This window comes from Clostridium rectalis (genome assembly GCF_900626095.1).
GTDB lineage: Bacteria > Bacillota > Clostridia > Clostridiales > Clostridiaceae > Clostridium_AS > Clostridium_AS rectalis.
The window spans coordinates 40,510-61,038 of sequence record NZ_UYZZ01000007.1; the positions used below are offsets into that span (position 1 = coordinate 40,510).

The window sequence follows — 20,529 nt, forward strand, 5'->3', positions numbered from 1 at the left end:
CGTTAAAATTTAGTATAATACTTATTATATTATACTAAAATATACAAATAATAAAGAGACGTGTACAGTCTCTTTATTATTATATCCAAGTAATTACTTTTTATATAACACTTAACTTTTAGAATCTTTCATTTCTGATAGTATTATATTTACATCTATATTAGAACCATTTCTCCATATAGTACATTTTACAGAATCTCCTATTTTATGTTTATCCAATACTTCTGACAAATCTTCATAACTCTTAACTTTAGTCTTATCTAATTCAATAATTACATCTGTAGGTTTAACCCCTGCTGCAGCTGCTCCTGATCCCTGAACTACCTCATTTACATAAAATCCTTGAATTTTACCATCCTTTGAGCTCACTGATTTGCCTAATACTCCTAATGCTGGCCTTTTAACTTTACCATAATTCATCAAGGAATTCACTATACCTTTAGCTTCATTTATCGCTATTGCAAACCCCATTCCCTCAGCATTTACATTTGCTCCAAGCTTTAAACTATTTATCCCGATTACTTCACCATTTTCATTGCATAATGCTCCTCCACTATTTCCTGGATTTATAGCAGCATCTGTCTGCAAAACTTTATACACCGCACCCTCATATTGCATTGTTCTATTTAATGCACTTACAATTCCTGATGTAACTGTCCCTGCAAATTCTTCTCCTAATGGATTTCCAATAGCTATAGCTAAATCTCCAACTTTAACTTGGGATGAATCCCCAAACTTAGCCGTTGGCAAATTATTAGCTTCTATTTTTATAACTGCTAAATCTGATCTTTTATCTGCCCCTATTAATTTAGCTTCAAGTACTTTACCATTAGATAATTTTACTGTAACTTTTGAAGCCCCTTCAATAACATGATTATTTGTAACAATATAACCATTGGGATCAAAAATTATCCCTGATCCTGAACTTTGGGTAGTTGACCCCCAAAAGGTTTCTCCTTTATTATTAATACCAACTACTGCAGGTCCTACAGCCTCTGCTACTTTATTGACAGCATTTTTAGGTGTTTCTGCGGTACTTTTATTGTTAGATAACTGATTTTTATAGAAATACTCATTTTTTCCTGAATACTTTTTATTAATAATATATGCACTAGTTGCAGCACCAGAAATAGCTGCTATAACTATTATAATTATTAGTTTCAAAAAATTTCTAAATCTATATCCCCGTTTGTTTTTTTTAAATTTTATATTACCATCTTCAGAACCTATACTTTGCCACTTTACATCCTTTACTTCATTAAATTTATAATCATCCATAATGATAACACCTCCAAAACCTATAGTAAAATTATATGCTACTTATTTTACATAACTATGAACAAACTGTAAGAAATTCATTATAGAATTTTTATATTTTTTTTAACGTAAAAGTAAATTCTACTCCATCATCTCTATTTTCAGCCCATATATCCTCTCCTAATTGAGTCAATATACTTCTTACAATCGATAGTCCTAATCCCGTACTAATCTTAGAAGATCTTGCTTTATCAGCTTTATAAAATCTAGACCATATATTTTTTAAATCCTCTTCCTTTATTTTTTTACCTGTATTAAAAACAGAAACATAAACTTTATTTCCTTTAACTTTAGTATTTATTTCTATCTTGCCACCATCTTCTCCATACTTTAATGCATTATCAATAAGATTAGTAACAACTTGGGTTAATCTATCTTTATCAGCTACTACATATAAGTCATCATCCTGTAAAGTTACTTCCACATTGATTTTATTATTTTTAATTTTAGTTTCAAACCTTATAACAGCCAATCTAATAATTTCATTTACATTTACTTCCTCAATATTTAATTTCAATTGTCCTGCTTCAATGGAAGATAAATCCAATAAATCATTTACTAATCTAGTAAGTCTTTGAATTTCATCATAGGCTAATGTTAAATAATAATTTACCTTCTCCTCTGGTATTACTCCATCTATTATTCCGCCTATAAACCCTTTTATAGAGGTAAGCGGTGAACGAATCTCATGAGATACATTAGAAATAAATTGTCTTCTATTAACCTCTATTTTTTCTAAAGATTCCGCCATTAAATTAAAAGAATTAGCAAGTTCTCCTATCTCATCTTCTGCCCTAATATGAACTCTTTTGTCCACCTCTCCTTTTGATATCTTATCTGCTACATAATTAATTTTACCTAAGGGTTTTATAATTATTCTCTGAGAAAAATAATATATGATAAAACAGGATCCTATAATAGCCAATATAGCTGATAACCAAATAATTTGATAAACTTTATTTAAAGGTCCTCTTATTTCATCAAGGGAAGTGTGCATTATAACTGCCCCTTTAAAAGTATCATTATGAAAAACTGGAATTATAAATGTATGAACTGGTGCTGTAAATATATTAGAATATGATCCTCTTTTCTCTATATCATTTCCAAATCTTAGCTCCTCTAATTCATCTGTCAAAACCTGTTTCCCTATTAAATTACTATACTTACTATTAGACACAGAATAAACTATTCCATAATTATCCGTCAACCAAATATTACTAGATAAATAATTTCCTATACTATATAAAAGTTCACCAATTCTCTCACTTGATAAATTTCCCTCTAAATATTTTACTGCTCCTACTCCTATATATTGTCCTTCACTAATTAATTGACTTTTTCTTTGTTCAAAATAATAGCTTTCGAACCAGTAGGATAAAAAAGTAGCAGTTACAACAAAACTTATTGCAATTATTGCTGTAAAAGTTGCTACCATTTTTGAAAATAATCCCTTTTTCATAAGTTATTTCACCTCAAATTTATAACCAACTCCCCATACAGTCTCTATCTGCCAGTTAACACCACCTGATAACTTCTCTCTCAATCTTTTTATATGAACATCAACGGTTCTTGAATCACCTGGATAATCATATCCCCACACCTCACAAAGTAATTGCTCCCTTGTAAATACCCTATTTTTATTATTGGCTAAATAATAAAGAAGCTCAAATTCCTTTGGTGGCATTTTTATTTCTTCATCTTTGTATATTACTGTATAAGAATTAATATCTATTACAAGATCTTCAAATTTTAAAACTTCTCTATCTTCCCCATCAGAATTATATCTTCTAAGTACCGCTTTAACCCTAGCTACTAATTCCTTTGGTTCAAAAGGTTTAACCATATAATCATCTGCTCCTAATTCCAATCCTAACACTTTATCAAAAGTTTCTCCCTTTGCAGTTAGCATTATAACTGGGCAATGTGAATCCTTTCTAATCCATTTTAATACATCTATACCATCCATATGTGGTAGCATTATGTCTAATAGCACTAAGTCAGGCTTATATTCCTCAAAAGCCTCCTGCGCTTCTTTACCATCATTACTCACTCTAGTATCATATCCAGCACTATCTAAATACATTTTTATTACTTCACATATATTTAGATCATCATCAACTATTAAAATTTTACCTATTTTCCCTTCCATCATTCCATCTTTCCTCCTAGTATTATTGTGAAACACTATACAATTTAAATTTATCATATAGCATTTATATATAATAGTATATTCTTAAAATGTTACAAAATATTTACTAGTTAAATAGTAAATATTTATATTAAAAAATTTATTTTATAATGAACTTTATTATACCTTTAAACTATGATTTAACTAAAAACTACTCTAAATAATATTTTGCTCAATAAATTATTTTTAAACCTAATTAATTTTAAAACCACACTATATTTAATTAATTTCATAACTATAAAGAAAAGCTATGTAAAACTTTCAAGTTTACATAGCTTTATTTATTAATCTTCAAATAATTTACTTACTGAAATTTCTTCATATATTCTTCTTATAGCTTCTGCAAATACAGGAGCCACTGATAACATTTTAAACTTTTCACTCTTCTTATTTTCTGGTAAATCTATAGTATTTAACATTATTAATTCTTTTATTACTGATTCATTTATTCTTTCAATTGCAGGACCTGATAATACAGCATGAGTACAACAAGCATAAACTTCTTTTGCTCCCATTTTCACCAATGCATTTGCTCCATTTGTTATTGTTCCAGCTGTGTCTATCATATCATCAACTAATATGCAAGTTTTATCCTTAATATCGCCTATTATATGCATTATCTCTGATACGTTTGGTCTTGGTCTTCTTTTATCTATTATAGCTATTGGTGCATGAATTCTATCTGCAAACTTTCTAGCCCTTGTAACACTTCCAAGGTCTGGAGAAACTACTACCACATCATCCCTTTGATCAAATCCATTCTGAGCAAAATACTTTCCTAAAATAGGAACTCCTAAAAGATGATCCACAGGGATATCAAAATATCCTTGAATCTGTGCTGCATGTAAATCCATAGTTAACACCCTATCTGCACCTGCGGCTGTTAAAAGATCTGCCACAAGTTTTGAAGTTATTGGATCTCTTGCTTTTGCTTTTCTATCCTGTCTTGCATATCCATAATATGGTATTACAGCTGTTATTCTTCCTGCTGATGCTCTTTTAAATGCATCAATCATTATAAGTAACTCCATTAAGTTATCATTTACTGGATCATTAGTAGATTGGATTATAAAAGCATCAATTCCTCTTACTGTTTCATTAATATCTACACATATTTCTCCATCACTAAATGTTCCTACTTTTGCATCTCCTAATGGAACACCTAATATATCTGCAATATCTTCTGCTAGTTTAGGGTGTGCATTCCCTGTGAAAATTTTTATACTCTTGCCATGGCTTATCATTAAATGAACCTCCCTTAGAATTATTTATTCAGTCCTTTTTTTGTAACCCAGCCTTCTTTGTTTATCTGCTTTGTTCTTGCAATCGCTAAAGCCTCTTCAGGAACCTCTTTAGTAATAGTTGATCCTGCAGCTATATATGAATTGTCATTTATTTTTATAGGCGAAACTAAGTTTGCATTGCAACCTATAAACACATTATCCCCTATAATTGTTTTATTTTTTGTCTTGCCATCATAATTAACAACTACAGTACCACAACCAAAGTTGCATTTTTCTCCTACTTCTGCATCCCCTATATATGTTAAATGTGATACCTTAGTATTATCTTTAATAGTAGATTTTTTAACTTCTACAAAATCTCCTATTCTAACATGTTTACCTATATTGCTCTCTGGTCTTATGTATGCAAAAGGGCCTACTGTTGTATTTTCACCTATATTACTTTCTAAAATAACAGAGTTTTGTACAATTACATTTTTGGCAATAATACTATCCTTTATCCTAGAGCTTGGATATAAAACACAGCCTTCCCCAATAACACTCTTCCCTTCAATTACATTATTAGGATATATTATGGTATCATTTCCTATAACAACATCTGAATCTATGTAAGTACTGTCAGGATCTATCAATGTTACTCCATTTTCCATATGTTTTAAATTTATTCTTTTTCTCATTATTTTCTCAACCTCTGCAAGTTGAACTCTAGAATTTATTCCCATAGTTTCTTCAAATTCTACTGGTATAGCTCCAATTTTTTTACCATCATTTTTTAATATCTCTATGACATCTGTTAAATAATACTCACCTTGACAATTATTGTTAGATAATTTTTCTAAAGCAACTAAAAGAGCTTCTACATCGAAACAGTACATACCTGCATTTAATTCTCTAACCTCTAATTCATCTTTTGAGCAATCTTTATGCTCTACAATTTTTTTTACTTCTCCATTACATTCTCTTATTATTCTGCCATATCCATAGGGATTTTCTACTATTGAAGTGAGAATAGTTGCAGTGAAATTATTATCTTCATGAAAAGCTATTAACTTTTTTACTATATCTGCTGTTATTAAAGGTGCATCTCCATTAAATATAGCAACTGTACCTTTTTTACTTTTTAAAAATTCTTTAGCACATTTAACTGCATGCCCTGTACCTAATTGTGTATCTTGAAGTGAGTAAGAAACATTTTTTGAGCTAGTATTTACCTTTACCTTTTCAGCTCCTGTTCCTATTATTATGTTTATATCTTCAACGCCGCCTTCTCTTAACGTGTCTATAACATGATTAACCATCTCTTTACCGCATACTTTGTGTAGTACCTTCGGTATAACAGATTTCATTCTTTTTCCTTTTCCTGCTGCCAATATTACAGCACAATTATACATTTAACCACCTCTTTATGGGTACATATTTACATAATTCTGCTTTTTGATTTAAAAATCATCCTATACTATTATATTTTATATATATTATATTTTCAACCTAAAGCCTAATTTTCAGAAAATTCATCACAATAAACTTTCTTTTATCCAAAGAAAAAACCCTCACATAAGTGAAGGATTTTTTAAAACTGTGAAGTATCCCTACTTCATTTTATTGCTCTGAAGTTTCATCTGTAACTACTTCATCTTTTACTTTTTCATATTCATCTAATATAGCCTTTTGTATCTTTTCCCTTGTTTGAGTATTAATAGGATGAGCTATGTCCTTAAATTCTCCATCAGGAGTTTTTCTACTTGGCATCGCTATAAAAAGACCATTTTGTCCTTCTATAACCTTTATATCATGAACAACAAATTCATTATCAAAGGTTACAGAAACAATGGCTTTCATCTTTCCTTCAGCGGCAATCTTTCTAACTCTTACATCTGTAATTTCCATATAAATCCACCTCCAAGATGCTTCTGTACATATTAATATTCTCTACGCTTTGTAATTTTCCTTCTAAACTTTTAAAAAAATCGTAAAATTTTTAGAAAATTTTATAATTTGAGTCTTTCAGAAGGATTTAAAATCGCATTGTTATTATCATCCAATCCATTAAACTCTACTATAGATACATAATCATTGACCAACTTCTTTTTAATTTCTGTGTTATCAACTAATACACCCATACCTACAAGTGTACTATTAAATTCCTTTAAAAGATCTATTATGCCAAAAGCAGTACCTCCAGCCTTCATAAAATCATCTATAAAAACACAATTACTACCACTTTTAATAGCTCTTTTTGGAAGAGTCATATTCTGTATTCTATTTGTAGAACCTGATACATAATTAATGCTAACTGTCGGACCCTCTGTAACCTTGCTTTCTCTTCTAACCACTACAAGTTGTACTCCAAGCATTCTAGCTACTTCATAAGCTAAAGGTATACCTTTAGTTTCAACTGTTATAACATAATCTACATGTACTTTATTAAAGGAAGATGCTAATATAGTTCCTGCTTTGTGTATTATATCCGGATTAAACATTAAATCCGTAACGTAGAGAAAGTTTCCTGGTATTATTCTTTCTCTATCTTTTAAAATAATACATAATTCTTCGGTAAATTTTATTCTTTCTTCGTTAGAAATACCACAAACGTATTTTATCCCACCTGCAGCTCCAGAAATAGTTTCAATTTTCCCCATAGATAATTTATTAAGCATATCCTTTATTGGAATTAAATCTTCACTTATGGTGGATTTAGCCGCATTGAATTTTTCTGTAAATCTATTAAGGTTTATAACCTTATTAGGATTTTCTATTAACATTTTTGTTATTGCTGATACTCTTTGATTTCTTGTAAACTTTTCCATTTCATCACCTATCTATATAAATTACGAATTATTTTATCAAAAAAACATCTTATTATTCATATTCTATTCTAAAACATTAATATAATCAATACTTAGTAGTATAAATATAATATAAATAATATTTTCTGTGTTTTTTTACCTGACTTTTGTATATAATTATTAAATGGAGCTAATTTATAAGGAGTTGATAATGTTGTTACTTGATTTTATAAAAGATAAAAATAAACCCATACATTTTATCGGTATTGGCGGAATAAGTATGAGTGGATTAGCTGAAATACTCTTAGAAAAAGGTTATAAAGTTAGTGGCTCAGATATGAATGAGTCTAATACCACTAATAAACTTACTAAAATGGGCGCTGAAATTTTTATAGGTCATAATAAAAATAACATAAAAGACCCATCATTGGTTGTTTATACTGCGGCTATATCAAAAGATAATCCTGAATTAATAAAAGCTTTAGACTCTAAAATACCTACCATGGATAGAGCAGAGTTTTTAGGTCAATTAATGAAAGGTCATAAATTTAATATTGCTATATCAGGAACTCACGGAAAGACAACTACTACATCAATGATGTCACATATAAGCATAAAATCAGACTTAGATCCTACAATATTAGTAGGAGGACAGCTAGATATTATAGATGGCAATGTTAGAACAGGTCAAAGTGAATATTTTATAACAGAGGCTTGTGAATATAAGGCTTCTTTTCTTAAATTTTTCCCTTATATTGGAGTTATATTAAATATAGATGCAGATCACTTAGACTACTATAAGGACATAGAAGATATACAAAACACATTTTCAAAATTTGTTCAGCTTATCCCAGAGCATGGTTATCTAGTTGCTAATCTTGATGATGAAAAAATGGGTAAAGTTATAGATTCAGCCAAATGTAATGTACTTACCTATGGAATAAATAAAGGAGATATTAAAGCTACCAATATAAAATTTAATGATAAAGGTTGTGCATCTTTTGATGTATTAAGAAATAGTAATAAGCTTTTCTCAGTAAACTTAAATGTTCCTGGGACACATAATATACTAAATTCTTTAGCTAGTATATGTACATCACTAATATTAAATGTAAGTTCTGAATTTATTATTGAGGGACTTGAAAGCTTTTATGGTACACATAGAAGATTTGAACTTAAAGGAGTAAAAAACGGTGTCACCGTTATAGATGATTATGCTCATCATCCAACTGAAATCGAAGCTACCTTAAATGCAGTTCAAAACTATCCACACAAAAAAATATTTTGTGTTTTTCAGCCCCATACTTATTCCAGAACTATTAGCCTTTTTAATGAATTTACTCAGTGCTTTCATGGTATAGATGAATTAATTTTAGCAGATATATATGCTGCCAGAGAAAAAGATACAGGCGTTGTTAGTTCAACTTCTTTAGGTGATAAAATAAGAAAATATAATATAAAGTGTTTAAATATCCATAGCTTTGAAGACATAGTTGATTATATAGAAGAAAATATGTCTAGCGGTGATGTTCTTCTTACAGTAGGCGCCGGAGATGTATATAAAATCGGGGAAATGTTTTTAAGAAAATAATTTTATAGTATTTGTGTAAAACACCTCTATTATGGTAACACTAAGTTATATAAATAGGAGGTGTTTTAACTTGAAGAACTTCTTAATATCATCACTAGCAAACTTAGTTTTAATATTTATATCATATTTTTTATTTAGAAACATAATAAGTGGTCCTACTCGTCACAAACTTTATGAAAAAATGTTTAGTTCAATGTCAAAATTTATAATATATGTATTTATAATTACAGTTGCTATTACTGGTCTTACAGCTCTTATATTATATAAAACTAGTTTAGTTCCTTATATAAACATAATAGCACCTGCCTTAGTTTCTATATTAGTTGGATTTATTATGTCCACTGTTCCAACTAGAGGTAAAGGCGATAAAGATAAAGCTTAATTTACTATTGCTTTTTCTACTAGGATAAATTATAATAATATTTGTCCTTCGGGGTGTGGCGCAGATGGGAGCGCGCGTGGTTTGGGACCATGAGGTCGCAGGTTCAATCCCTGTCACCCCGACCAAAACAATTTACTTATATAAGTAAATTGTTTTTTTATTGTATTTAAATTTATAAAAGCCATAACTCTTGTTATGACTTTTATAAAGGCAAAAACAATTTAATTTTTGCCTAATTCTTCTAAATATATATCCAATTCTTCTTCTATTAGTTTGTTATTAAAAGACTCCTCCACTTTATTTATCCTCTCTTTATTCACTACATCAACAGAATTATTAAGAATATAACCTAATGCAATTAAACATGTACTATAAAACAAATAAGGTGTTACCCCTGATAAATAATAATTAATAATGTCTAATATCTGTTTTTTTATTTCAAGTCCACCCTTTACTAGATTTGACACATATCTATATGACATATAAACATTAAATATAGCACAAATTATCATAACTGTTCCCATAAAATATGTTATAACTGTTAATTTTGAAATATTAATTATTTTGCTTTTCCTCATAATATCCTCCTCATAAATATAGCCTTTTTAATGCTATTTATTTTTTAAACTTACTTTTTAACCTTGCCTTTTGCTTTAAAGTACCTCCATTCAATTTTTTATACAAATATAATAACAAAAGTTATGTTAATCTACTGTTAAGCTAATATAAACTTTTTAGAAAATTTATTAATACTGCCTATACTTTTAAATGTATTCATGCACCAGTTAAATTTAATTACATATTATTCATATATTGTTTTTATATTGAAATAAATATATAATAACTATATCGGGGTGTAGCGCAGTTGGTAGCGCATATGGTTCGGGACCATAAGGCCGCAAGTTCAAATCTTGTCACCCCGACCAGAATAAATAATAATAAAGATTAACATACTATAAAGTGGGTATACATAATCCACTTTTATTTATTTTATACATTTTAAAAATTAATGGAGGTACAAAGCTATGAACAAAAAATATAGAGAGCTTTTTAAAAATTTAGTTAAATGGTATTATAATGATGACTTTGACTCTAAAATACATACTATGCTTCAAGATCCTAATATTAATAAAGAAGAATTGGCCCAAGTTATATCCAGTCTCTGCGGAGTTGAAGTTAACTTTAGTGATAATTACCTAAATGACCTAAAAACTGCTCTTGATAACTATAAATCTGCTAAAAAAATTATAACTAAATTGCATAACTGTTCAGCTAATTGTTCTACTAATTCAAAAGAAACCATCTGTCAAAAATCTTGTCCTTTTAATGCCTTAGTAAGAAATGATAACGATAATAAAATTTATATAAATGAAGAAATCTGTTTAGATTGTGGTACATGTATTGAAAGTTGCCCTAATGGCGGAATATTAGAAAAATCAGAATTTATCCCCCTTATTAATCTATTAAAAAGTAATAATACTATTATAGCTGCAGTTGCCCCTGCGATAATTGGTCAGTTTGGGGATCATGTCACTATTAATCAATTAAGAACAGCATTCAAAAAATTGGGATTTACCGATATGGTAGAAATAGCTTTTTTTGCTGATATGTTAACATTAAAAGAATCAGTTGAATATAATCATTTTGTAAATAACGAAAAAGATTTTATGATTACATCTTGTTGTTGCCCTATGTGGGTTGGAATGTTAAAAAGAGTCTATGATGATTTAGTAAAATATGTTTCCCCCTCTGTATCCCCTATGATAGCCGCAGGAAGAGTTTTAAAAGAACTAGATCCTAACTGTAAAGTAGTTTTTATTGGTCCTTGTGTTGCTAAAAAAGCAGAAGCTAAAGAAAAGGATTTAATAGGTGATATAGACTTTGTACTAACATTTACAGAAGTTAAAGATATATTCGATACATTTAGCATACATCCTAATGAATTAGAGGAAGACGTGGCCTCTGAATATGCATCTAGAGGCGGAAGACTATATGCCCGAACAGGTGGAGTATCTATAGCCGTAAGTGAGGCTATTGAAAAATTATTTCCAGACAAATTCAAACTTTTAAAAACTACACAAGCAAATGGAGTAAAAGAGTGTAAGGAACTACTTACAAATATCAAGGATGGTAAAATTTCAGCTAATTTTATAGAAGGAATGGGATGTGTTGGTGGATGTGTTGGTGGCCCTAAATCCCTCTTAGACAAAGACCTTGGTAAAAAGGCTGTTAATATATTTGCAGAAAACTCTAATATAAAAGTCTCTGTGGATAGCAACTGTATGAAAGAAATACTTCATAAAATTAATATAAACTCAATAGACGACTTTAATTCTAAAGAAAAGATAGATATATTTGAAAGAGAATTTTAAAATATAAACTTAGTATAACAAAAGCACTATGACTATAATAATATATCATAGTGCTTTGCTTATTTTTATTCAAAACCCTTATAAGCACTTATACTTACTTTTTAAGATAATATTCCATTATATTCTTAACTTTAGGGGTTACAAAATGACTCCCTCCCCTATCTTTCACATTTTCTATAATCATGGATAAGGCTATTTTGGAATTGTCTGTATTCACTCCTACAAACCAACCATTTTCAGTGCCCAATGTATCATCTTGAGTTTTCTTTATCTCTGCAGTACCAGTTTTACCTGCTATATTTATACCAGGTATTTTAATGTCTGACGCAGTTCCATCAGAATCATTTATAACAGATAAAAATCCATCTATTAATATATTTACATTCTCCTTTTTGATTGCTTTTTTCCATAACTTAGCCTCAGTATTCTCAGTTATATTTAATCTTGGCTTCATTATATTACCTTCATTACCTAGTGCACTATAAGCCAATGCTATATGAAGAGGTGATACAAGTATTTGACCCTGTCCATAACCAGTATCTGCTAAAAGTATACCCTCATCTATGTTACCTTTATTTGCTACCTGAGTTTGGTCTATTGGATATTCAAAATCCAATTTTTCTCCAATGCCAAAACCATTGACACCCTCTATAAATTTAGCACTACCTAAATCCAACGCTACCTTGGCAAAATATATATTGTCAGAGTATTTAATTGATTCCTTTAGCGTTATTGCCTTTCCATGATCCTTTACTCTAGTAACACTATATCCGCCCCAAGATGAATCCTTTTGCCAACTCTTACCCTTAATATCCACAGGGACTTTGGGATTTATTAAACCATTATTAAGTCCGATTGAAGCTGTAATTAACTTAATAGTAGACCCTGGAGAATAAACATCGTTAAATCTATTATTAAACTGTGAATTGTTACTTTGTTGAAAAATTTCTTTCTGTGTCCTTGATGTATATGTTACAAAAATATTAGGATCATAAGAAGGTGAACTTACCATAGCTAAAACCTCTCCAGTTTTAGGATTTACAGCAGTACTTGCTCCTTTTTCACTATCCATTTCACTATAAATTTTCTTTTGCAAATTTAAATCTATTGACAACTTAATGTTTTGCCCATTCACTGCATCTTTTTTACCTATATCAATTTTTTTATTTCCTCTTTCTATATATATATAACCACCGTCTTCACCTTTAAGCCTCTCTTCATAGACACTTTCTAACCCCATTTTCCCAATTAAACTATTTGAATTATATCCCTTATTTTTATTTTTTTCTAATTCTTCTTTTGTAATAGGTCCTATATAACCTATTAGACTACCTATCGCTTCCCCCCCATTATAAACTCTAGAGTTTTTATCATTTATAAGAATCCCCTTAATTTGTAGAAGCATGTTGATTTTCTCCCTGTCTGTATTAAGTAAATCAACAATAGGCACAAAGTGTTCTGGGTTTTTACTTCTTTTTAATTTATCTGTAATATATGATTCACTAATATCAAGTATTGAAGCAATCTTATTTACCTTAAGTTTTTCATCCTCTCCTTGAAACTTTGAAGGATAAATTCCAACTGTTTTTACTGTATCATTAGTAGCCAACGGTATTCCAAATCTATCTAATATATTACCCCTTTTAGCATAATATTTTTCAGCTCTTATGCTATCTTTATCATTCATTTCAGGAAAAATCAAAGATTCATCCCATTTTACCTTGTAATCCTTATTTTCTTTTACAAGCTTAACATTATAACCCTTTATATTTAGCTTCCCTGCAATGGTATTCATAGTAAGTGTAAAAGGTATCTCTAAAGATTTATCTGATTTTTCCTTATTATTAATTATGGATAAATCTTTTACTTCCATACCAGAGTATATGTTACTATACCTATTAACAAAATTTTGTTCACTTATATTATTTTTAGATTCCTCTGAAAGCATACTATACATAGACTTATAATCTTTCTTCACCCAAAAATTTTTATACTCGTCAAATGCTTTTTCAATTTTACTAGTTTTTGAACAAGAAGCTAAAAACAATAATATACTAATTAAACAAATACTAAACAGAAACCTTTTCTTCATATTGTACCCCCTATTATATATTAAAAGAATATTAAATCGAATATATAAAAAACTATTGAATATTTTATATAAATAATTTTATCATATATTATTACTACATTTGAAAGCAATTTTTGTAAATTAACCTTAAAAAATAATACTTTAAAATATTAATTTTAAATAATCTAAAATACATCCTAATATGATAATATATCTATATGTTATCGTTACATAATTTTAACTTATATTAGAAAGGAATGATTATTATGTTAGACGGAATAAAAGCTGCTATATTTGATATGGATGGTACACTAATAGATTCCATGTGGGTGTGGAATAAAGTAGATATAGAATTTTTAAAAAAGAGAAATATTATTGCTCCTTGTGATTTAAAAAAAGATATCGAATATTTAAATTTTACCGACACAGCAAAATATTTTAAAAAAAGATTTAATCTATCTGAAAGTATAAAAGATATAAAAAATGAATGGAATAGTATGGCCTTTAAAGAATATGCAAATAACGTTAAGTTAAAACCTGCTGTTAAGGAATTTTTAAATATACTTAAGGAAAGGAAAATAAAAATAGGACTTGCTACTAGCAATTGTGATTCTTTATTAGAAGTTACTCTAAAAAATACCGGTATATATAATTATTTTGACTGCATAACGACTGCGCAGGAAGTAACACGTGGCAAAAACTTCCCTGATATATACTTATTATGTGCTAAAAAGCTAAAAGTTTCTCCAGAGAATTGTATAGTCTTTGAAGATATTCTTCCTGCAGTATTAGGTGCAAAATCAGCGGGAATGAAGGTAGTTGGAGTACATGATTTATATTCCGATAATCAAAAGGATGATATTATGAAATTATCAGATTTTTACATTTTTAAATATGATGAAATTACAAATGCAGTTTAACATTTAACACATTGATAAAATATTTATCAATGTGTTAAATTTATGTATAGTTTTTTTATTTTTATGAATACAATAATAATAAACAACTATTTTGGAGGAGATTATCCTTGCTTGTATTTCTCTTTATACTTTTAATTTCTGTTTCTGTTTACATTTCTTATTATTTTAATAACAAAATAACCAATCAAAGAAGACAGTTTATCGTATTAAAACGTGAACTTAACACATTAAAAAACAGGTTGAATAATGAAAAAAGTACTTATAATTCTTTAAATATACAGTATAAATATACATCCCTTAAAAATGGTGTAACATTAAATGAATGTCCTTTATATTTATACCCATCAAATACTGCCATAGTTTTATCAACATTAAGAATAAACACATTTATAGAAATTAAAGATAGTGCACAAGTAAATAATGAGTTGTGGTATGAAATATCTGTACCTTCTCTTAATCAAATAAACTCTAAAGGTTGGATTAAAGCTATTTATGTAAAACCAAATACCAATATAGAAAGTTTCAATGAAACAACGCCTTAAAAAATTTAACCTCATGATTATCATGAGGTTATTATATTATTTAATATTTTACTTTATAATTCCATTTTTATATTCTGGAACTATATCTATAATATCCTTTGAACAACAATACTTTAAATCTTCCTCTAAATTCAGTTCTTTAATCCTTTTAAAATGGCTGGCATTTTCTATAAATTTCAAATCTTTATTTTCACTATATATATAATGTGCTGTTTTAGCTATATCCGTAAGATCTATTTGTTGTTTTTGCCTTAATATACAATCTATAATATATCCTGTACATATAAAATCATCTATAGAAAACTGCCCATAAGTCCCTGCATTTACTATTGATATATCATTATTTAAACTTAACAATTTTTGTGCTACAGCTTTAGCATTTATTAAAGCCCCTATAAGTATATTCCTAGCTCCTACACTCCCCCTTATAGCTCTTGTGCCATTACTAGTAGTCATAACTAAGGTTTTACCTTTAACAAGTTCACTTGTATACTCTATTGGAGAATTAGAAAAATCAAAACCTTCTATTTTTAAAGCTTTCCTTTCTCCGCCTAAAATACAATTACCCTTATCTTTATTTGCTATATTTAAAGCTTCCTCTATTTTAATAACTGGTATGACCCCTTTACATCCATTATTAACAGCAGTTACTATTACAGATGTTGCCCTTAACATATCTATAACAACTACAGATTTATCCAATACTTTTTCATTTCTAATATCATCTGCTGATATTATTACATCTATTTTCATAACTATTCCCCCATTTTTTAGGATTTTAGTTTAATTATTATTTTTAAATCTATTTTAACACTATAAAAAATTTCATACAAATCTTATATTAATCTAATGTATTTTTTGTAAAATTAAAATACATGCCTTGAAATATATCTTTATCCTTTAGATTTTTATCAATTGAGTTTAATATTTCCCATTTCTTTAAACTCCACATAGGTCCCACCAATAAATTTCTAGGTGCATCTCCTGTTAGTCTGTGAATTACTATATCAGGTGACATCATTCCTATAGATTCGCATATTATATTAACATACTGGTTTTGATCTAAAAACTCTAATTCACCATTTTCATACAAACTCATAAGAGGAGTTCCTTTAATTAAATGTAATAAATGAAATTTTATTCCTTGTATATCCTTAGTTGATAAATATTTAACTGTCCTTATCATGTCTTTCTTATCTTCTCCAGGTAACCCAAAAATACTATGAACTACTACATCAATATTTCTATTTCTTAAATCGCTTAATGCTTTCTCAAAAACCTTTAAGTCATATCCCCTATTTATAATTTTAGCTGTTTTATCATTCACTGTTTGTAATCCCAATTCTACCCATAAATAAGTCTTTTTATTTATATATTCTAATAAATCTAATACCTCCTCCCCTAGACAATCTGGTCTAGTAGCAATTGCTAAAGCAACCACGTCCTCTTGATTTATCGCTTCTTCATATTTTCTTTTTAGTATGGTAATAGGTGCATAAGTGTTAGTATATGCTTGAAAATATGCTATATATTTACCTTCCTTCCACTTTTTATTCATCATGGATTTTATATTATTAAATTGATTTTTAATAGAAAATTTACTATCTCCTGCAAAATCCCCTGATCCTCTTTCACTACAAAATATACATCCACCTTTACTTATAGTTCCATCTCTATTTGGACATGAAAAACCTGCGTCTAATGATATTTTAAATACCTTACATCCAAATTTGTTTCTTAAAAAATAATTTAAATTATAATATCTTTTATCTCCCCACTTTTTGTCCATAAATAAAACTCCATTTCTGCTATATAGTAAAATACCCATAAACATTATAGTCTACGGGCATTTTTCTTTCAACTTTTATACTTTTTTAACTTTAAACTCCTTTAAATCAATTTGCCATCTACCTATATATTTACCAATACTTTTATCCGATGCTTCTTTAGGGAGAACCTCAAAATTTAATATTTCTTTATCAAAAGATGAGAATACTATATCAACCTTATCTATAGGGTAGTTTTGTTCAAATACATATGGGATTATATTTCCACCCTCCGTATTATAAACTCTTATACATCTACTTTTATTATTCTTTTTATATTGAACTAAAATAAATTTTTCATCCTGGGAAAATGTCATATATTCTATTTTAGAATTTTTTATTAAATCAAGGCTTACAATCTCTTTACCTACTGGTTTTTCTTTTATATTCATTTCCCCTTGATCTTGACTTCCTCCTCCATCACTTGGTTGCTGTTGTTCATTTTGATCTTCCCCTTGTACTGCCATACTTTCATCAATTTTAACAATTCCAGCAAAAGCATCTTGATTATAAGTACTTATAGCTAGATTATATCCACTATATGAAAAAATCATAGCTCCAAACTCTTTTTTAGGTACAGGCAATTTATTTGTATTAGTTTTATCATCTTTTGAGAATATATAGCTAGGAATTCCATTAGTGTCTATAACTAAATTTGTATCCGCATTATTTTTAGACTTCATTCTTATTTGATTCTTTTTTGGGAATGCCTCCCTATCTACTACATTATTAACATCACTTAATTTGTAATCCACCCCTTCTTTTTCTACCTTAATTGAGTATTCATCTAAAGAAGTGAAGGATTGGTTCATATTAACTCTAGTCACCTTTATTTTAAACAAACCAGATCTCCCTACTTCATTTATTTCGCTTATATTAAAACCTTTTATTTTAAGTGGTTGTTCTTGTATCTTAGGAGAATTTTTTGATAATTTAGTAGAATATAATTTATTGGCATTTTCATAATCTTCTTGCATTAAATATTGCATATAACTTGTGATTACATTTTCCGCTGCCTTTATGTCAAATCCTTTTTCAATTTCATTTTCAGCGGTTAACTTTTGCTCTGATTTTTTACAACCAGTAAATGAAAAAACTAAAATTGCAATTAAAATATATAATAAAAAACTTTTTTTTCTTTTCAATATCTTCTCCTCCATTCTCTATTTATATTTATTTTGCCTCAAAATCAAAATTTTAATTTGTAAAATCATTATTTTATAAATTCTTTATATATTTATATAGAATAGACTTTTATTAAATAATAGGAGGAGAATAACTTTGATAAAAAAAATAAAATTTATATTACAAATTTCTGCTGTTTTTATAGGTACAATTGTAGGTGCTGGACTTGCCTCTGGTCAAGAAATTACCCAGTTTTTTTCTACATATGGCTACAACAGTTTTGGAGGGATACTAATATGCTGTGTTCTATATATACTTACAGCATATACTATAGTTTCTATAAGTATAAAATATAAATTAAATTCTTATAATGAATTAATAAGATTAGTTAGCCCCGGTTTTCTTGGCAAAGTAACAGATGTACTTACCAGCTTATTTCTCATAAGTGGTTCAGCTATTATACTAGCTGGTAGTGGAGCTTTAATTCATCAATATTTTAAAATCAATAAATGGTTTGGAATTTTAGCTATGGCCCTAATTTCTATTTTTGTATTATTAAGAGATACAAAAGGCTTAATAGAAATAAATTCTTTTATTGTTCCTACTCTTACTATAGTCATTTTAACGATATTTATACTGTATCTGTTTTTCTGTGAAAATATGAGTATTTCATATGTAAAAGCTGTACCCTATTATAAAAAGAATTGGTTGTTGTCTGGTATTTTATATGGAAGTTTCAATATTTTATGCTGTAGCGGTGTACTTGTGCCATTTAGCAATGAGGTAAAAGATAAAAAATCTATGGTTAGTGGTATAATAATTGGTGCAATAGTATTAACCATTTTATCTTCAATAATAAACCTATTACTAATTTTAAACATTCCATATATATTTGAATACGAAATTCCTCTTTTATATGTATCAAACAGATTTGGAACAATAATTCAAATAATGCTCTTAATAATAATATGGTGTGAAATGTTTTCTACAGAAGTATCCGATATATATAGTGTGAGTAAAACTTTTGAACAAATTTTTAAGATTTCTTATAATAAATGCTGTGTTATAATCCTTATTATTGCAATTCCAATATCTCAAATTGGTTTTGTAAACTTAATTACATTTTTATATCCAGCCTTTGGATTAATAAGTCTTATTTTTATAATACAATGCTTTATTTTTTATATAAAAGATAAAAAGTAAGGTAATCTACAAATGAGGTGTTATTTTGTTACAGACATTAAAAGAATGTACTCTATGTCCTAAAAATTGCAAAACTAATAGATTAAATAATAATTTAGGTGTATGCAAATCCGGTAATAATGTTAAAATATCCCTAGTATCACTACATCAATGGGAAGAACCTTGTATATCTGGTACTAAGGGGTCAGGAACCATTTTCTTCTCTAACTGTAATTTGTCTTGTGTATTTTGTCAGAATCATTTTATAAGTCAAGAATCTAATGGAAAAGAGATTTCTATTAAAAGATTAAGCCAAATCTTTATGGAACAGCAACAAAGGGAAGCTCATAATATAAACTTGGTTACACCAACACATTATGTACCTCAAATTATAGAAGCTTTAAAGTTAGCAAAACAAAATGGGTTAACTATCCCAATTGTATATAATACTAATAGTTATGAAAATATTGAAACTTTAAAATCACTAAGGGGTTATGTAGATATTTATTTACCAGACTTAAAGTATTTTAGTAATAAATATAGCGAAAAGTATTCAAATGCAAAAGATTATTTTAAATACGCATCTTTAGCAATAAAAGAAATGGTAGATCAAATTGGCCCTCCTGTGTTCGATAATGAAAGCGGACTTATGAAAAGAGGAGTTATAATTAGACATATGATGCTTCCAGGGCTTTTATTTGATTCAAAGAAAATAGTAGATTTTATATATAATACTTTTGGAAATTCAGTTTATTTAAGCATAATGAACCAATATACACCTTTAAATAAATCTAACTTGTTTCCTGAAATAAATATGCCTCTTAGCAAAAAACATTATGACTCTCTTATAAACTATTGTATATCTCTAGGTATAGAAAATGCCTTTATTCAGGAAGATGGTACCGTAAACGAAAGTTTTATTCCCAATTTTGATTTTAAAGGCGTATAAAAAGCTAACCCTATTAATAATTGGGTTAGCTTTT

General features: G+C 28.4%; 19 protein-coding genes and 2 tRNA genes. 9 read left to right on the top strand and 12 right to left on the bottom strand.

Annotated elements, in window-relative coordinates; translation table 11 throughout:
- Positions 1-111: 111 nt before the first annotated feature.
- The 7 genes from EJL03_RS11480 to purR form a co-directional block, all read right to left on the bottom strand.
- Positions 112-1,278 (bottom strand): S1C family serine protease, encoded by a 1,167-nt coding sequence (locus EJL03_RS11480; protein WP_125154115.1) that lies wholly within the window; start codon positions 1,276-1,278, stop codon positions 112-114.
- Positions 1,279-1,369: 91 nt separating this feature from the next.
- Positions 1,370-2,776, bottom strand: a complete 1,407-nt coding sequence (locus EJL03_RS11485; protein WP_125154116.1) for a sensor histidine kinase — start codon at positions 2,774-2,776, stop codon at positions 1,370-1,372.
- 3 nt (positions 2,777-2,779) lie between these two features.
- Positions 2,780-3,466: a response regulator transcription factor gene (locus EJL03_RS11490; RefSeq protein ID WP_125154241.1), complete on the bottom strand. Its 687-nt coding sequence runs from the start codon at positions 3,464-3,466 to the stop codon at positions 2,780-2,782.
- 323 nt (positions 3,467-3,789) lie between these two features.
- A complete protein-coding gene (locus EJL03_RS11495; protein ID WP_125154117.1) occupies positions 3,790-4,749 on the bottom strand; it encodes a ribose-phosphate diphosphokinase in 960 nt (319 codons plus the stop codon).
- A 20-nt stretch (positions 4,750-4,769) separates the two neighbouring features.
- A complete protein-coding gene (gene glmU, locus EJL03_RS11500) occupies positions 4,770-6,140 on the bottom strand; it encodes a bifunctional UDP-N-acetylglucosamine diphosphorylase/glucosamine-1-phosphate N-acetyltransferase GlmU (RefSeq protein WP_125154118.1) in 1,371 nt (456 codons plus the stop codon).
- Between the two features lie 208 nt (positions 6,141-6,348).
- Positions 6,349-6,636, bottom strand: coding sequence for a septation regulator SpoVG (gene spoVG, locus EJL03_RS11505; protein WP_125154119.1), 288 nt, complete (start codon positions 6,634-6,636; stop codon positions 6,349-6,351).
- A 101-nt stretch (positions 6,637-6,737) separates the two neighbouring features.
- On the bottom strand, positions 6,738-7,556 hold the full coding sequence (gene purR / locus EJL03_RS11510; RefSeq protein ID WP_125154120.1) for a pur operon repressor: 819 nt from the start codon (positions 7,554-7,556) through the stop codon (positions 6,738-6,740).
- A gap of 193 nt (positions 7,557-7,749) precedes the next feature.
- Here purR and murC point away from each other — a divergent pair, with 193 nt between their 5' ends.
- From murC to EJL03_RS11525, 3 genes are all read left to right on the top strand, one after another.
- On the top strand, positions 7,750-9,126 hold the full coding sequence (gene murC / locus EJL03_RS11515; protein ID WP_125154242.1) for a UDP-N-acetylmuramate--L-alanine ligase: 1,377 nt from the start codon (positions 7,750-7,752) through the stop codon (positions 9,124-9,126).
- A gap of 70 nt (positions 9,127-9,196) precedes the next feature.
- Positions 9,197-9,508: a hypothetical protein gene (locus EJL03_RS11520; RefSeq protein WP_125154121.1), complete on the top strand. Its 312-nt coding sequence runs from the start codon at positions 9,197-9,199 to the stop codon at positions 9,506-9,508.
- 49 nt (positions 9,509-9,557) lie between these two features.
- A tRNA-Pro gene (locus tag EJL03_RS11525) sits at positions 9,558-9,633 on the top strand.
- A 96-nt stretch (positions 9,634-9,729) separates the two neighbouring features.
- On the opposite strand, the gene EJL03_RS11530 is transcribed toward EJL03_RS11525, so the two are convergent.
- Entirely contained in the window at positions 9,730-10,086 is a 357-nt protein-coding gene (locus EJL03_RS11530; protein WP_125154122.1) for a hypothetical protein, read from the bottom strand.
- Positions 10,087-10,358: 272 nt separating this feature from the next.
- Between EJL03_RS11530 and EJL03_RS11535 the strand changes: the two genes are divergently transcribed.
- Together EJL03_RS11535 and EJL03_RS11540 are read left to right on the top strand one after the other, a co-directional pair.
- A tRNA-Pro gene (locus tag EJL03_RS11535) sits at positions 10,359-10,434 on the top strand.
- Between the two features lie 99 nt (positions 10,435-10,533).
- Complete coding sequence (locus EJL03_RS11540) at positions 10,534-11,880, top strand: [Fe-Fe] hydrogenase large subunit C-terminal domain-containing protein (protein WP_125154123.1); 1,347 nt, start codon at positions 10,534-10,536, stop codon at positions 11,878-11,880.
- Between the two features lie 94 nt (positions 11,881-11,974).
- On the opposite strand, the gene EJL03_RS11545 is transcribed toward EJL03_RS11540, so the two are convergent.
- Entirely contained in the window at positions 11,975-13,972 is a 1,998-nt protein-coding gene (locus tag EJL03_RS11545; RefSeq protein ID WP_125154124.1) for a penicillin-binding transpeptidase domain-containing protein, read from the bottom strand.
- Positions 13,973-14,217: 245 nt separating this feature from the next.
- Between EJL03_RS11545 and EJL03_RS11550 the strand changes: the two genes are divergently transcribed.
- Together EJL03_RS11550 and EJL03_RS11555 are read left to right on the top strand one after the other, a co-directional pair.
- On the top strand, positions 14,218-14,871 hold the full coding sequence (locus EJL03_RS11550) for an HAD family hydrolase (protein ID WP_125154125.1): 654 nt from the start codon (positions 14,218-14,220) through the stop codon (positions 14,869-14,871).
- 107 nt (positions 14,872-14,978) lie between these two features.
- Positions 14,979-15,413: a hypothetical protein gene (locus EJL03_RS11555; RefSeq protein ID WP_125154126.1), complete on the top strand. Its 435-nt coding sequence runs from the start codon at positions 14,979-14,981 to the stop codon at positions 15,411-15,413.
- A 48-nt stretch (positions 15,414-15,461) separates the two neighbouring features.
- Here EJL03_RS11555 and EJL03_RS11560 read toward each other — a convergent pair whose 3' ends face one another.
- The 3 genes from EJL03_RS11560 to EJL03_RS11570 all read right to left on the bottom strand — a co-directional run bounded on the left by EJL03_RS11560 (position 15,462) and on the right by EJL03_RS11570 (position 18,384).
- A complete protein-coding gene (locus EJL03_RS11560; RefSeq protein ID WP_125154127.1) occupies positions 15,462-16,166 on the bottom strand; it encodes a 2-phosphosulfolactate phosphatase family protein in 705 nt (234 codons plus the stop codon).
- 88 nt (positions 16,167-16,254) lie between these two features.
- Positions 16,255-17,202, bottom strand: coding sequence for a tRNA modification radical SAM protein MnmL/YtqA (mnmL, locus tag EJL03_RS11565; protein ID WP_125154128.1), 948 nt, complete (start codon positions 17,200-17,202; stop codon positions 16,255-16,257).
- Between the two features lie 75 nt (positions 17,203-17,277).
- Complete coding sequence (locus tag EJL03_RS11570) at positions 17,278-18,384, bottom strand: hypothetical protein (RefSeq protein ID WP_243108709.1); 1,107 nt, start codon at positions 18,382-18,384, stop codon at positions 17,278-17,280.
- Positions 18,385-18,520: 136 nt separating this feature from the next.
- Here EJL03_RS11570 and EJL03_RS11575 point away from each other — a divergent pair, with 136 nt between their 5' ends.
- Together EJL03_RS11575 and EJL03_RS11580 are read left to right on the top strand one after the other, a co-directional pair.
- Entirely contained in the window at positions 18,521-19,567 is a 1,047-nt protein-coding gene (locus EJL03_RS11575) for a YkvI family membrane protein (protein ID WP_423243348.1), read from the top strand.
- 25 nt (positions 19,568-19,592) lie between these two features.
- On the top strand, positions 19,593-20,495 hold the full coding sequence (locus tag EJL03_RS11580; protein WP_125154130.1) for a radical SAM protein: 903 nt from the start codon (positions 19,593-19,595) through the stop codon (positions 20,493-20,495).
- The last annotated feature ends 34 nt before the right edge of the window (positions 20,496-20,529 follow it).